This window comes from Streptomyces sp. NPDC090741, assembly GCF_044769045.1.
Lineage (GTDB): Bacteria > Actinomycetota > Actinomycetes > Streptomycetales > Streptomycetaceae > Streptomyces.
In genome coordinates this window covers 176,653-190,566 of the sequence record NZ_JBIVXF010000014.1, presented here as the reverse complement: position 1 = coordinate 190,566, position 13,914 = coordinate 176,653, and the positions used below count along the sequence as shown (strand labels likewise).

The window sequence follows — 13,914 nt, the reverse complement described above, 5'->3', positions numbered from 1 at the left end:
CCCACCCCGAGGAACACCACCATGACCGCACGCCGGACCCTCCACCTCAACGCGTTCCTCATGAACGCCGGGCACCACGACGCCGCCTGGCGGCATCCCGACAGCAGTCCCGAGCGGGTCACCGACCTGCGGTACTTCCAGGACCTGGCGCGGACCGCCGAGCGGGGGAGGCTCGACTCGATCTTCTTCGCCGACGGACTCGCCCTCTGGGGCAAGGCCCGCTACAACGCCCTCGGCGGGTTCGAGCCGCTCACCCTGCTCTCCGCCATCGCCGCCGTCACCGAGCACATCGGGCTCATCGCCACCGTCTCCACCACCTTCAACGAGCCGTTCCACCTCGCCCGCAAGTTCGCCTCCCTCGACCACATCAGCAACGGCCGTGCCGGCTGGAACATCGTCACCTCCGGCACCGTCGACGAGGCCCGCAACTTCGGCCAGGACGAGCACCTCGAACACGGCCTCCGCTACGACCGCGCCCGCGAGTTCCTCGACGTGGCCACCAAGCTCTGGGACAGCTGGGAGGACGACGCGATCGTCCTCGACAAGGAGCGCGGCATCTACGCCGACACCGACAAGCTCCACCCCGCCGCCCACCGCGGTACGTACTTCGGCGTCGCCGGCCCGCTCAACGTGCCCCGCTCCCCGCAGGGCCACCCGCTGCTCGTGCAGGCCGGCTCCTCCGAGGACGGCAAGGAGTTCGCCGCGCAGTACGCCGAGGCCGTCTTCACCGCCCAGCAGACCCTCGCCGACGGGCAGACCTTCTACAAGGACCTCAAGTCGCGCCTCGCGAAGTACGGCCGGGCCGAGTCCGACCTGCTCGTCCTGCCCGGCATCGCCCCCGTCATCGGCTCCACCGAGGCCGAGGCCAAGGCCCTGGAGCAGCAGCTCACCGACCTCCAGGTGCCGGAGTACGGGCTCGCACAGATCTCCGGCATGCTCGGCACCGACCTGACCGGCCTGCCCCTCGACGGCCCGCTGCCCGAGCTCCCCGAGGAGCGGGACATCAACGGAAACAAGAGCCGCTTCACCCTCGTCGCCGAGCTGGCCCGCCGCGACGGCCTCAGTCTGCGCGACCTGATCGCCCGCCTCGGCGCCGGCCGCGGCCACCGCGTCTTCGCCGGTACGCCCGAGCAGATCGCCGACCAGCTGGAGGAGTGGTTCACCCAGGGCGCCGCCGACGGGTTCAACGTCATGGCGCCCGTGCTGCCGACCGGCCTCACCGACTTCGTCGACCACGTCGTGCCGATCCTCCAGCGGCGCGGCCTGTTCCGCACCGAATACACCGGCACGACCCTGCGCGAGAACTACGGGCTCGCGCGCCCGGCGAACCGGTACGCGGAGGCCGCCACCGCCGCTGCCGCCGGCTGAGTCCGCGGGCCGCCGGAGCCTCGTACTCCGGCGGCCGTCGCGTGTCGTCAGACGGTGAGGACGATCTTGCCGCGGGTGCGTCCCGCCGCGCTGAGCTCCCAGGCCTTCGCGGCCTCGGCGAGCGGCAGCGCGTGCTCCACGTTGACCGTGAGCCTGCCCGCGTCGGCGAGTTCCGCCAGGAACGTCAGGTCGGTCGTGTCCGGGCGCACCCACAGCTGGTGCGCGCCCTTGGCGGCGGCCTCGTAATCGGCGATGGAGACCACCCGGCCGCGCTCCTTGACGAGCGACTGGAGGATGTCGACCGCGCCGTCCCCGAAGAAGTCCAGCCCGGCGTCGATGCCTTCGGGGGCGAGCGCGCGGATCCGGTCCGCCAGGCCCTCCCCGTACAGGACCGGTTCGGCGCCGAGCGAGCGCAGGTAGTCGTGGTTGTGCGCGCCGGCCGTGCCGATGACGCGCAGGCCGAGCGCGACGGCGATCTGCACGCCGAAGGAGCCGGTGCCGCCCGCCGCGGAGTGGATGACGACGGTCTCGCCGGCCTTGAGGCCCACGCGGGTGAGGGACTGGTACGCGGTGAGGCCGGCCAGCGGGAGGCCCGCGGCCTGCTCGAAGGTCAGCTCGCGCGGCTTGCGGGCCAGCGTCCGGACGGGGGCCGCGACGAGTTCGGCGTAGGTGCCGAGCTCGACCCATTCCTTGCGGACGTATCCGTACACCTCGTCGCCGACGGCGTAGTCGAAGGTGTCGGGGCCGACGGCCTCGACGACGCCGGCCACGTCCCAGCCGGGTATGACGGGGTACCGGACTTCGAGGATCGGGTCGAGGTATCCGGCGGCGAGCTTCCAGTCGACCGGGTTGACGCCGGCGGCCTTGACCCGGACCAGCACCTCGCCGGGGCCGACCTTGGGCTGCGGTACGTCAACGAGCTTGAGGTTCTGGGTAGTTCCGTATGCGTTGTACGTGATTGCCTTCATGATCGTCCCCAACGGGACCCCGGGTGGAGCTATTCCCGTACGGGTTCCTCACGCGGGGAGGCTGTTGCGGTGCGAGCGCCGCCGGGCCGCGCTGAACAGGGCCTGGATCTGCACCCCGGACTGCTCGACGTCGTCCAGCGGAGAGGGGAACGGCAGCCGTACGTCGTGGTGGCCGCGCCGCAGTTCGAGGCGAAGGGTGATCCCGTACCGGTCCATGGCGAGCGGCAGCACGCGGACGATCGCGGCGGCGGGCAGCGGCCGGACCAGGCGCAGGAGGAGCGTGACGAGCTCGGCGTGGTCGTCGAGGAGGTGCGTGAGCATGCCGGCCTCGAACGCGGCGAGGGGGTCGGGGCAGGCCGCGTCGAGCTCTTCGAGGCCGACGTACGTGCGGCCCTCGGCGGTCTCCAGGACGGCCCGGCCGAATTCCATGCAGGTGGAGTCGGCGCCTTCGTCCGTGTAAGGCGTGAGCAGGCGGCCGGTGATCGTGACGCGGGCGCGCACCCGGTCCCGTACGGGGGTGGGGGCGATGTCGGTGAACTCCAGCCGGATCGGGGGCCGGTACTCGCATTCGCCGCCGGGCTCGGCGGGGTGCAGGTGCAGCCGGCCCATCGGGTCCGACCCGTCGAGGTGGCGGATCTCGCTGCTCAGCCCGTCGGTGACCACGGTCATGGAGTGGGCGGCGGCCAGGATCGACCGGACCTGCTCGGCATCGGAGGGCCGGCCGGCGGCCGGGGTGGCGGGGGCGGCACCGGACATGCGCATGCGGGATCTCTCCATCGTCCTGGGCAAGTGACTTAGGTATGCCTAACCTAACCCATTCGCCTCTACGGGAGTACCCCGGTGTCGCTCGTGTCGTTGTTGGGCTGAACGGGTGAAACGCGAGAGGATGGGGGGATGCACATGAAGCGCACGGCCGAGGCGGCCCGGTGAGCAGGTACGACGTCACGGACGAACAGTGGGAGGGGCTCGCGCAGGTGGTCCCCCTGCGCAGTCGCAACGAGTGGCCCTCCCGGGTGGACCACCGCACGATCCCCACGGCGCCGGCGGCGTCCGCGGCGGAGCAGCGGCGCTTCGTCGTGATCCGGGTCCAGGTCTTCGCCGACGCGCGGGAGGTGGCCGAGTACCTGATCGCACAGATCCCGGTGCTGCTCGACCTCACCGGCGCGGACAGTGAAGTGGCCAAGCGGATCCTCGACTTCAGCAGTGGTGTTGTCTTCGGGCTGGGCAGCGGGATGCACCGGGTCGACCGGAACGTCTTCCTGCTGGCGCCCGTCGGTACCGAGGTCGAGGGGATCGCGGCCGCCGCCGTCCCCCGATCGTAGGAAGGTCGCCAGGGCGGAACGGTTCGCCGTGCCCACCGGGGGCCCGGCGGCCCGTACCGTCCGGCGCATGGACGCCACCATGAACGCCCCAGCCTTGGACCCGGACCCGGACGCGGCGGGGGCCACGGCCCCCGCCCGCGTCGCGTTATCCGCTGCGCCTGCCGACGATGCGCTCCCGCCCGCCGCCGTGCCGGTGGACCGTGCGCTCCCGCCCGCCGTCGTGCACCACCGGCCCGTCGTCACCGAGTTGCGGCTCTCCGCGTTCGGGAGGCACCGCGGCGCCGTCTTCGCGCTGGAGCCCGTGACCTTCCTCGCCGGGCCCAGCGGCAGCGGCAAGTCCCAGGTCCTGGCCGCCTACGAGGCCCTGGCCGGGCTCGGGGCCGGGGCCACCCTGGAGGAGGTGTTCCCCGATCCGCGGGCCCGGATCCCCGACGGGGCCCTGCCCGACGGCCAGGGGCGGCGCGGCTTCCGCATCGGCTGCACCGTCGACGGACCCGCCGGGCCGGTCCGCCTCGACCTCGCCGTACAGGCCGAGCCCACGCTCCGGATCGTCGGCGAACGGCTCGCGGTGGACGGGCAGATCCTGCTCGGCACCGCCCTGCGCGACCCCGGCCGGCGCTCCGTGCAGGCCTCCTGGCTGACCGGCGGAGCCGTCGGCGTCACCCGGGCCCCACTGCCCGACGACCGGCTCGGCACGGCCCTCCTCCCGCTGCGCGTCGCCGGTTCCACGGCCGGGCAGCGCCAGGTGCTCGCGGCGGCCGAGCAGGTGGTGGTGGCGCTGCGCTCGGTGTTCCCCTGCGACCCGCGCCCCGACCGGATGCGCGCACCCGTCCCGCCGGGGGAGGGCCGGCTGCTCGGCGACTGCGCCAACCTGGCCGATGTGCTGCGCCGGACCCGCCACGAATGCGGCACCCGCCACGCGCTGCTCGCCGCGGCTGCGCGGACCGGCTGCGCGGGCCCGGTGGAGGGGCTGGACGTACGGGCTCCCGCGCACGGCCCGGTCACCGCGGTGCTGGACCGCGGCCGCGCCGGACCCGCCACGGAACTGGGCCGGCTCGGCGCGGGCGAGCTCCGCTTCCTCGCGCTGGCGCTGGTCCTGCTGACCGGCCCGGGGGTGCTCGCCATGGACCCGGCCGCCGAGCTGCTCTCCGCCCGGCAGGCGCTGACCGTCATCGCCGACGGCTTCGACCGCGATCTGGACCGGCGGCAGAGCGCCGAACTGCTGCGGCTTGCCCTGCTGTCCTGCGGTCGCGGCCATGTCCGGCTGCTCGCGGCGGTGGGGGAGGGGGCGGCCGCGGCCGCCCGCGTGACCCCGGGGGTGACGGTGGTAGACCTGACGCCATGAGCGATGAGCAGGACGTACAGCACGGGGACGAGCCGCAGCCGCACGAGCGGCTGCACCAACTTCAGCGGCGGCTGGCCGAGTTCGCCGCCGCGCGCGGCTGGGAGCCGTACCACACGCCCAAGAACCTGGCCGTGGCGCTGAGCGTGGAAGCGTCCGAACTGGTCGAAATCTTCCAGTGGATGACCCCCGAACAGTCGGCGAAGGTCATGGAGAAGCCGGAAACCGCGCACCGCGTGGCCGATGAGGTGGCCGACGTACTGGCGTACCTGCTGCAATTCTGTGAGGTTCTCGGGGTGGATGTGCTGGATGCGCTCGCCGCGAAGATCGAGAGGAACGAGCTCCGCTTCCCGGTGACAGGGCCTCCGACATCGAATTGTCACTCTTCGGAGTGATGGCGTCGTCCACAACCATGTTTGTGTCCACAGATTTCCGAATACCCCTGGCTTTACTGGCCCATTGCCCTCACTCTGGGTAGTGGTGAGGACGGCGGATGTCGTGCGGACGGGGGACGGCATATGGATGCGGTAAGGCTCATCGCGGCCGGCCGGCACGCGCTGGCACAGAGCGGGGCGGCGATGGACATCGTGGGCGAGGCCTGGCAGGCCCAGGCGCTCGCACAGGGGATCGGGAGCTGGCTGGCGGTCACGGGGCCGCCGGAGCTGAGATCGGAGGCACGGGGACTGGGTGAAGCGGGGGGCAGAGGCTGCGGGGTGCTCGACAGAGCTGCCCTGCACGGAGAGGGCAGTGCGCCCGACTATCCGCCGAGAGCCGCGCAGCTGACCGGGGTGGCGGATGTCCGCCAGGCTCTGCTCGGACTGCAGGCGCTGCTCGGCGAAGTGGGGATAGCCCTGGTCGGGGTGGCCTGCGCGACGGACGACGAAGGCCTGTACTGGCAGTGCATAGAGTCCATAGACGCGGCCGACGAATCGAGCGACCGGGTCCGGGCCGTCCTGCGCAGGCTGACGGTCCGCGAACGGGGGTCCGCCTCCGGCGTGGCCTGACGGGAGAGCGGTGCGAGCGGAATCGGGGGTCCCGCCGCGCGCGACGGGACCCGCACGTTCATCCGACCGGCACGGTCAGTACGACCGGTAGGGCGGGCGCTCGCTCTCGGGGGTGCGGCTGCCCGGGGTCAGCGGCGTGCCGGGGGCGCGGTCCGTGGAGGACTGGAGGTCGGCGTCGAGCTGCGACAGGTCGGCGTTCAGCGCCGCCATCAGCTCTTCCATCTGCTGGAGCAGGCCCTTCGGCGCGCCGCCCTGGGCGGCCGCCGCGGGCTCCTGACGTGCATGGTCGTATGCAGCCTGTCCGGTCTGTCCGGTGTGCTCGGGCACGGACTCGTGGGACATGGCGGCCTCCTCGGCCCTGGCCCTTCCAAGGTGGAAGGGGGCGGTGGACGCGTCGGCGAAAGGCCGCCGGCGCGCGGGCCGGGCGGTCCGGCTCCGTCCGAGCCAACGATCCCCATCCGGGCTGGTCACTGGCCGGGCCGGGGGTGGACCGTCCGGTTGACGCAGATTCACCCTGCCGGGGTGGGCGAGGCAGGATGGGAGTCATGGATCTCCGCATTTTCACCGAGCCCCAGCAGGGCGCGAGCTACGACACCCTCCTGACCGTTGCCAAGGCCACCGAGGACCTGGGCTTCGACGCGTTCTTCCGGTCGGACCACTATCTGAAGATGGGTTCGGCGGACGGCCTGCCGGGGCCCACCGACGCCTGGATCACCCTCGCGGGCCTGGCCCGGGAGACGCGGCGGATCCGGCTCGGCACGCTGATGACGGCCGGGACCTTCCGGCTGCCCGGCGTGCTTGCCATCCAGGTGGCGCAGGTCGACCAGATGTCCGGCGGACGGGTCGAACTGGGCCTGGGCGCGGGCTGGTTCGAGGAGGAGCACAAGGCGTACGGCATCCCGTTCCCGGCTGAGCGGATGGCCCGGCTGGAGGAACAGCTGGCCATCGTCACCGGCCTGTGGGCGACCGAGCCCGGCGCCACGTTCGACTACGCCGGCACCCACTACCAGGTGGAGAAGTCCCCGGCCCTGCCCAAGCCGGCCCAGGCCAAGGTGCCCGTGCTCATCGGAGGCCACGGCGCGAAGCGCACCCCGCGCCTCGCCGCCCGGTACGCGGACGAGTTCAACATGCCGTTCGCGTCGATCGCGGACAGCGAGCGGCAGTTCGGCCGGGTGCGCCGGGCCGCCGAGGAGGCCGGGCGCAGGGCCGACGACCTCGTCTACTCCAACGCCCTGGTGGTGTGCGTCGGCAGGGACGACGCCGAGGTCGCCCGCCGGGCCGCCGCCATCGGGCGGGACGTGGACGAGCTCAAGGCCAACGGCCTGGCCGGCTCCCCGGCGGAGGTGGTGGAGAAGATCGGCGCCTACGCGGCCGTCGGCAGCTCCCGCGTCTACCTCCAGCTGCTCGACCTCGACGACCTGGACCACCTGGAGCTGATCTCGGCCCAGGTGCTGTCCCAGCTCGGCTGAGGGAGGCGCAGGAACCGTGCCCCGTGCGTCCGGCCCGCTCGCCGAAGCCCTGGCCCGCAGGGTCGTGCTCCTGGACGGCGGGCTGAGCAACCAGCTCGCCGACCAGGGCTGCGACCTGTCCGGCGGGCTCTGGTCGGGCCGGGTGCTCGCCGAGCGGCCGGACCAGGTGGAGGCCGCCCACGCGGCCTACGCGCGGGCCGGGGCCGAGGTGCTGATCACCGCCAGCTACCAGGTCGGGTACCAGGCCTTCGCCGCGCACGGCCACGACCGGGCCGAGACCACCGGCCTGCTGCACCGCAGCGTCGCGCTGGCCGCCCGTGCGGCCGAGGCCGCCGACCACGAGGTCTGGGTCGCCGCCTCGGTCGGCCCGTACGGAGCGGTGCTCGCGGACGGCTCCGAGTACCGCGGGCGGTACGGGCTGAGCGTGCGCGAGCTCGCCGCCTTCCACCGCCCCCGTATCGAGGCGCTGCTCGCGGCGGGCGCCGACGTCCTGGCGCTGGAGACCATCCCGGACGCCGAGGAGGCCGAAGCCGTCCTCGGCGTCCTCGCCGGAACGGGGGCGGCCGCCTGGCTGAGCTACACCGTGGCCGGCGCCCGCACCCGCGCCGGCCAGCCCCTCCCCGAGGCCTTCGCCCTCGCGGCCCAGGCACCGGAGATCATCGCGGTCGGCGTCAACTGCTGCGATCCGGCGGACGTGCTCCCCGCCCTGGAGGCGGCCGCCTCCGTCACCGCCGCACCGCTCCTGGCCTACCCCAACGACGGCTCCGTCTGGGACGCGCCCACCGCCACCTGGCAGGCTCCGGCCCACCCCGCCCCCTGGCCCGTCGAGGCCTGGCGCACCGCGGGCGCCCGCCTGATCGGCGGCTGCTGCCGCATCGGCCCGCCCGACATCGCCGAACTGGCCGCGGGGATTGAGGGGGACGGGACCGGTCATTGGCGCCAGCGGGGCTGACCGGGACCCTTGCAGGTGTAGGAGACGCCCTTCTTGCTGACGCCGGTTGCCCCGGCCGGCGAGCAGAACGCTCCGGGCGTCACGGTGGCCGCGCCCCCGCCGCCGCTGTCGGAGCCGCCGGAGGAGGACGACCCACCGGAAGAGGACCCACCGGAGGAGGAAGACCCCCCGGAGGAGGACCCTCCCGAGGACGAACCCCCGGATGCGGATCCCCCGGAAGAGGACCCGCCCGATGCCGTGCTGCCGGAGTCGTCGTCCTCATGCGTCGGCACCGGCTCGGGGTGGAGCCGGGTGTTCGGCGCACTCGGGCAGGCGGTCCCGGGGGACGCGAGCTTCAGGGAGGCGGAGGTGGTACCGGGCGCGCTGATCTCCTTGCCCTCTTCGGGCTCCTGGAAGCAGACGACCCAGTCGTCCACGGCGGCCGGCGGGGTGACGTCCGTGAACGCGCTCTGCGGCTCGATCTTCTGGAAGCCGATCGGCCTGAGCGTCTCGGACGCCTTGGCGAAGGCCAGGCCGACGACCTTGGGCATCTTCGGATAGGGGATCGGATCCCCGTCCTTCGCGGGGCACGGGGCATCGGTGCGGACCACGCCGAAGTCGAGCGTGGGTATCGCACCGGCCTTCTCGGCGACCATGCTCTGGAAGCACACCTTCCAGTTGTCCTCGGCCACTTGGGCGGCGTTCCCCTCGGAGGCGTCGTGCGAGAGCACGCCGAATCCCGCGGTGAGCGCCGCGGCCCTAGCCTCCTTGAGGTTCCGGCCGACGAGGGCGGGCGGCTCGGCACGGCCGGGGCTCGCGCCGGGCGGGGCGGACGCGAGAGCGGCCGGCTTGGAGTCGGCCTCGGCCTTCTTCGGCGGGTCGCCCAGGAAAGGAGTGAGGAACCACAGACCTGCGAGAACCGTTGCGACGATCTTCTTGGCCTGCCCCCACCGGCTCGTCCACGCGAGCGCGACACCCGCGGGCGGGATCACGACCAGCAGAGCGATGATCAGGGCGGGATGCTGCCACCAGCGGCGGACGGGCGCGGGCATGGGTGGGTAAGGCTGCGGCGGGTGCACGAGGGGAAGCCCTCCTGGGCGACGGGGCTGCTGTGGCACGGGGAACGACGTGTTCCGGGGACCGTACAGCGCCCGCCGCACGGGTGTCGGGCACTTGCCCGGATCGGGATCCGCGGGATGGGCGAGGGGCGGCGGAGGGGGGAAATCCAGTGGCCCCCGGTAGCGGGCTGCGTCCATGCTGAGCTGCATGTTCCTGACGATCTCCACCACTGGCGGTGCCGAGCACCCGGCTACCGACCTGGGCTTTTTGCTGCACAAGCACCCTGGGAAGGTGCAGGCGTTCTCCACCTCCCACGGCGTGGCCCACGTGTTCTATCCCGAGGCCGCGCAAGAGCGGTGTACGGCTGCGCTGTTGCTGGAGGTGGATCCCGTCGCGCTCGTGCGCCGCGGGCAGGGCAAGGGGCGGGGCGGGGCGCCCGACGCCGCGCTCGCGCAGTACGTCAACGACCGCCCGTACGCGGCCTCCTCGCTGCTCGCCGTCGCGCTCAGCTCCGTCTTCCGCAGCGCCCTGGCCGCCAAGTGCGCCGCCTGGCCCGAGCTGCCGGAGCAGGTGCGTCCGCTGCGGATCGAGATACCGGCGCTGCCCGCGCGCGGCGGGGCGGAGCTCGTCCACCGGCTGTTCGATCCGCTCGGCTGGGACCTCGTACAGGCCGAACCCGTACCGCTCGACGAGCAGTTCCCCGAATGGGGGGACTCCCGGTACGTACGGCTCGTCCTGGAGGGCGAGCTGCGGCTCGCCGACGCCCTGCGGCAGCTCTACGTCCTGCTGCCCGTGCTCGACGACGCCAAGCACTACTGGGTCGCGCCCGACGAGGTCGACAAGCTGCTGCGCGCCGGGGACGGCTGGCTCGCCGCGCACCCCGAGAACGGACTCATCAGCGCGCGTTACCTCGCCCGCCACAAACGGCTGACCCGCGACGCCCTGGAGCGGTTGGAACTGCTGCGTCTGGCCGAGGCCGACGGCAGTGAGGTCGAGGAGCTCGACAACGCCGTGGAGGAGACCGACGAAAGGCCGCTGCCGCTCGCCGTGCAGCGCCGCGAGGCGATCCTCGCCGCACTGCGCGCCTCCGGTGCGGCCCGGGTCCTGGACCTCGGCTGCGGACAGGGCCAGCTGGTGCAGGCCCTCCTCAAGGAGCCGGCCTTCACCGAGATCGTCGGTGTCGACGTGTCCATGCGGGCCCTCGGCATGGCCGCCAAGCGGCTGCGCCTGGAGCGGATGGGCGAGCGGCAGAGCAGCCGCGTCCAGCTGCTCCAGGGCTCGCTCGCGTACACCGACAAACGGCTGGCCGGTTACGACGCGGCCGTGCTCAGCGAGGTCATCGAGCACCTGGACCTGCCGCGGCTGCCCGCCCTGGAGTACGCGGTGTTCGGCGCGGCCCGCCCCCGTACGGTCCTGGTCACCACCCCCAACGTCGAATACAACGTCCGCTGGGAGACCCTGCCCGCCGGGCACGTTCGGCACGGCGACCACCGCTTCGAGTGGAACCGCGCGGAGTTCCGCGGCTGGGCCGCCTCCGTGGCCGGCCGCCACGGGTACGAGGTCGCCTTCGTACCCGTCGGCGACGACGACCCCGAGGTGGGGCCGCCCACCCAGATGGCCGTCTTCACACAGATCCAGACCGACACCGACACCGACACCGCCAAGGAGGGAGAGGCCGCATGACCAGTACCGGCAACCGCGTACTTCCCGTCACCGATCTGTCCCTCGTCGTCCTGATCGGGGCCACCGGATCCGGGAAGTCCACTTTCGCCCGCAGGCACTTCAAGCCCACCGAGGTCATCTCCTCCGACTACTGCCGGGGCCTCGTCGCCGACGACGAGAACGACCAGAGCGCGAGCCGGGACGCCTTCGAGGTCCTCCACTACATCGCCGGCAAGCGCCTCGCGGCCGGCCGCCTGACCGTCGTCGATGCCACCAGCGTGCAGGCCGAGGCCCGCCGAGGGCTGGTCCAGCTCGCCCGCGAGCACGACGTGCTGCCCATCGCCATCGTCCTCGACATGCCCGAGGAGGTCTGCGCCCAACGCAACGCCACCCGCCCCGACCGGGCCGGGCTGCCCCGTGCCGTCATCCAGCGGCACCGCCGCGACCTGCGCCGCTCGCTGCGCGGACTGGAGCGCGAGGGCTTCCGCAAGGTGCACGTGCTGCGCACCCCGGCGGAGGCAGAGGCCGCCGAGGTGGTGCGGGAGAAGAGGTTCAACGACCTCACCCACCTCACCGGCCCCTTCGACATCATCGGTGACATCCACGGCTGTTCCTCCGAGCTGGAGACCCTGCTCGGCAAGCTCGGGTACGAGGACGGAGTCCACCCCGAGGGCCGCACCGCCGTGTTCGTCGGCGACCTCGTCGACCGCGGCCCGGACAGCCCCGGCGTCCTGCGCCGGGTGATGGGCATGGTCGGCTCCGGCAACGCCCTGTGCGTGCCCGGGAACCACGAGAACAAGCTCGGCCGTTACCTCAAGGGCTCCAAGGTCCAGCAGACCCACGGGCTCGCCGAGACGATCGAGCAGCTCGGCCGCGAGCCGGAGGAGTTCGTCCAGGAGGTACGGGAGTTCATCCGCGGTCTCGTCAGCCACTACGTGCTCGACGGCGGCCAGCTGGTGGTCTGCCACGCCGGCCTGCCCGAGAAGTACCACGGGCGCACCTCCGGCCGGGTCCGCTCGCACGCCCTGTACGGGGAGACCACCGGCGAGACCGACGAGTTCGGCCTGCCCGTGCGCCATCCGTGGGCCGAGGAGTACCGCGGCAAGGCGGTCGTGGTCTACGGCCACACCCCGGTCCCGAACACGGCCTGGATCAACAACACCATCTGCCTGGACACGGGCGCGGTCTTCGGCGGGAAGATGACCGCCCTGCGCTGGCCCGAGCGCGAACTGGTCGACGTACCGGCCGAGAAGGTCTGGTACGAGCCGGTCAGGCCGCTCGCCACCGAGGCGCCGGGCGGACACGACGGGCGCCCGCTCGACCTGGGCGACGTGCACGGGCGCCGGATCGTCGAGACCCGGCACCTGGGCAACGTCACCGTGCGCGAGGAGAACGCGGCGGCGGCCCTGGAGGTCATGAGCCGCTTCGCGGTGGACCCGCGGCTGGTCCCGTACCTGCCGCCCACCATGGCGCCCACCGCCACCTCGAACGAGAGCGGCTACCTGGAGCACCCGGCCGAGGCCTTCGCCCAGTACCGCAAGGACGGCATCGCCCAGGTCGTCTGCGAGGAGAAGCACATGGGCTCCCGCGCCACCGTCCTCGTCTGCAAGGACGCCGAGGCGGCCCGCGCGCGCTTCGGCGTCGGGGGCACCTCCCGCGCCGAAGGCGGTGAGGGAGGACCGACCGGTTCCGTCTACACCCGCACCGGACGGCCCTTCTTCCAGGACCCCGAGGTCACCGAGGAGGTCCTCACCCGGCTCCGCGGTGCCATCACCGACGCGGGCCTGTGGGAGGAACTGGCCACCGACTGGCTGCTGCTGGACGGGGAGCTGCTGCCCTGGTCGCTGAAGTCCACCGGCCTGCTGCGCAACCAGTACGCCGCCGTCGGCGCGGCCTCCCGCGCCGTCTTCCCGGACGCCCTCGCCGCCCTGGCCGCGGCCACCGGGCGGGGCATCGGCACCGGCGACCTGCTCGCCCGCCAGCGGGACCGGGCCGCCGACGCCGAGCGGTTCACCGACGCCTACCGGCGCTACTGCTGGACCACCGACGGGCTGGACGGCGTACGGTTCGCGCCGTTCCAGCTGCTGGCGGCAGCCGGGCGCTCGCTGGCCGCCGTACCGCACGACGAGCAGCTGTTCTGGCTGGACCGGCTGGTCGCCGCGGACGAGGCGGCCGGCACCGGACTGCTGCGCCGCACCGGCCGGATCCTGGTCGACACCGCCGACGAGGACTCCGTACGGGCGGGCACCGACTGGTGGCTGGAGCTGACGGCCGCGGGCGGGGAGGGCATGGTCGTCAAGCCGCTCCAGGCGTACGCTCGGGACGGCAAGGGCAGGCTGGTCCAGCCCGGGGTCAAGGTGCGCGGGCGCGAGTACCTGCGGATCATCTACGGTCCGGAGTACACGCGTCCGGAGCAGCTGGAGAAGCTGCGCCAGCGGTTCCTGGGGCACAAGCGCTCGCTGGCCCTGCGCGAGTACGCGCTCGGGCTGGAGGCCCTGGACCGGCTGGCGGGCGAGGAGCCGCTGTGGCGGGTGCACGAGGCGGTCTTCGCGGTGCTCGCCCTCGAATCGGAGCCGGTCGACCCCCGGTTGTGAGTGGAGGACGGTACGCGGAGCCGTAAAGGTGAGGCCCCTGTACGGCCCCGAATTAGGTCGTATGGGGGAACTTTCCCGGAGAACGCCGGGAAAACCACCGGCGGGATCGTTCATCCAGGGCAGCGGAATGTCCGCGACCCTGGAAGGACGGAACGTCACCTATGAAGATGACCGCGCGCGGAAGCATTGCGGCAC

Annotated in this window: 13 protein-coding genes; 9 read left to right on the top strand and 4 right to left on the bottom strand. The window is 72.8% G+C overall.

Annotated features, from left to right (window positions below):
• The first annotated feature begins 21 nt into the window (after positions 1-21).
• Complete coding sequence (locus ACIQU4_RS31810; protein ID WP_403738029.1) at positions 22-1,368, top strand: LLM class flavin-dependent oxidoreductase; 1,347 nt, start codon at positions 22-24, stop codon at positions 1,366-1,368.
• Positions 1,369-1,415: 47 nt separating this feature from the next.
• Here the strand turns inward: ACIQU4_RS31810 and ACIQU4_RS31805 are convergent, their stop codons facing one another.
• Complete coding sequence (locus ACIQU4_RS31805) at positions 1,416-2,336, bottom strand: NADP-dependent oxidoreductase (protein ID WP_403738026.1); 921 nt, start codon at positions 2,334-2,336, stop codon at positions 1,416-1,418.
• A 48-nt stretch (positions 2,337-2,384) separates the two neighbouring features.
• On the bottom strand, positions 2,385-3,098 hold the full coding sequence (locus ACIQU4_RS31800; RefSeq protein WP_403738022.1) for a DUF2470 domain-containing protein: 714 nt from the start codon (positions 3,096-3,098) through the stop codon (positions 2,385-2,387).
• A gap of 164 nt (positions 3,099-3,262) precedes the next feature.
• Between ACIQU4_RS31800 and ACIQU4_RS31795 the strand changes: the two genes are divergently transcribed.
• From ACIQU4_RS31795 to ACIQU4_RS31780, 4 genes are all read left to right on the top strand, one after another.
• Positions 3,263-3,658, top strand: coding sequence for a cell division protein SepF (locus ACIQU4_RS31795; RefSeq protein ID WP_403738019.1), 396 nt, complete (start codon positions 3,263-3,265; stop codon positions 3,656-3,658).
• Between the two features lie 67 nt (positions 3,659-3,725).
• Positions 3,726-5,003 carry an ATP-binding protein gene (locus ACIQU4_RS31790; RefSeq protein ID WP_403738017.1) on the top strand — a complete coding sequence of 426 codons (1,278 nt, stop codon included), beginning with the start codon at positions 3,726-3,728 and terminating at the stop codon, positions 5,001-5,003.
• The gene (locus ACIQU4_RS31785; RefSeq protein ID WP_403738015.1) at positions 5,000-5,395 is read left to right on the top strand and encodes a nucleotide pyrophosphohydrolase; all 396 of its coding nucleotides are present in this window, start codon (positions 5,000-5,002) and stop codon (positions 5,393-5,395) included. Before ACIQU4_RS31790 ends, ACIQU4_RS31785 begins: the two co-directional genes overlap by 4 nt.
• A gap of 123 nt (positions 5,396-5,518) precedes the next feature.
• The gene (locus ACIQU4_RS31780) at positions 5,519-6,004 is read left to right on the top strand and encodes a DUF6099 family protein (RefSeq protein WP_403738012.1); all 486 of its coding nucleotides are present in this window, start codon (positions 5,519-5,521) and stop codon (positions 6,002-6,004) included.
• Between the two features lie 75 nt (positions 6,005-6,079).
• On the opposite strand, the gene ACIQU4_RS31775 is transcribed toward ACIQU4_RS31780, so the two are convergent.
• The gene (locus ACIQU4_RS31775; RefSeq protein ID WP_403738010.1) at positions 6,080-6,346 is read right to left on the bottom strand and encodes a hypothetical protein; all 267 of its coding nucleotides are present in this window, start codon (positions 6,344-6,346) and stop codon (positions 6,080-6,082) included.
• 203 nt (positions 6,347-6,549) lie between these two features.
• On the opposite strand from ACIQU4_RS31775, the gene ACIQU4_RS31770 reads away from it, so the two are divergent.
• Together ACIQU4_RS31770 and mmuM are read left to right on the top strand one after the other, a co-directional pair.
• Positions 6,550-7,473, top strand: a complete 924-nt coding sequence (locus ACIQU4_RS31770; protein ID WP_403738007.1) for an LLM class F420-dependent oxidoreductase — start codon at positions 6,550-6,552, stop codon at positions 7,471-7,473.
• 16 nt (positions 7,474-7,489) lie between these two features.
• On the top strand, positions 7,490-8,425 hold the full coding sequence (gene mmuM / locus ACIQU4_RS31765) for a homocysteine S-methyltransferase (protein WP_403738004.1): 936 nt from the start codon (positions 7,490-7,492) through the stop codon (positions 8,423-8,425).
• Here the strand turns inward: mmuM and ACIQU4_RS31760 are convergent.
• Positions 8,404-9,456, bottom strand: a complete 1,053-nt coding sequence (locus tag ACIQU4_RS31760) for a hypothetical protein (protein ID WP_403738002.1) — start codon at positions 9,454-9,456, stop codon at positions 8,404-8,406. The genes mmuM and ACIQU4_RS31760 overlap by 22 nt on opposite strands.
• 214 nt (positions 9,457-9,670) lie before the next feature.
• On the opposite strand from ACIQU4_RS31760, the gene ACIQU4_RS31755 reads away from it, so the two are divergent.
• A complete protein-coding gene (locus ACIQU4_RS31755) occupies positions 9,671-11,146 on the top strand; it encodes a 3' terminal RNA ribose 2'-O-methyltransferase Hen1 (protein WP_403737999.1) in 1,476 nt (491 codons plus the stop codon).
• Positions 11,143-13,719, top strand: coding sequence for a polynucleotide kinase-phosphatase (locus ACIQU4_RS31750; RefSeq protein WP_403737996.1), 2,577 nt, complete (start codon positions 11,143-11,145; stop codon positions 13,717-13,719). Before ACIQU4_RS31755 ends, ACIQU4_RS31750 begins: the two co-directional genes overlap by 4 nt.
• The last annotated feature ends 195 nt before the right edge of the window (positions 13,720-13,914 follow it).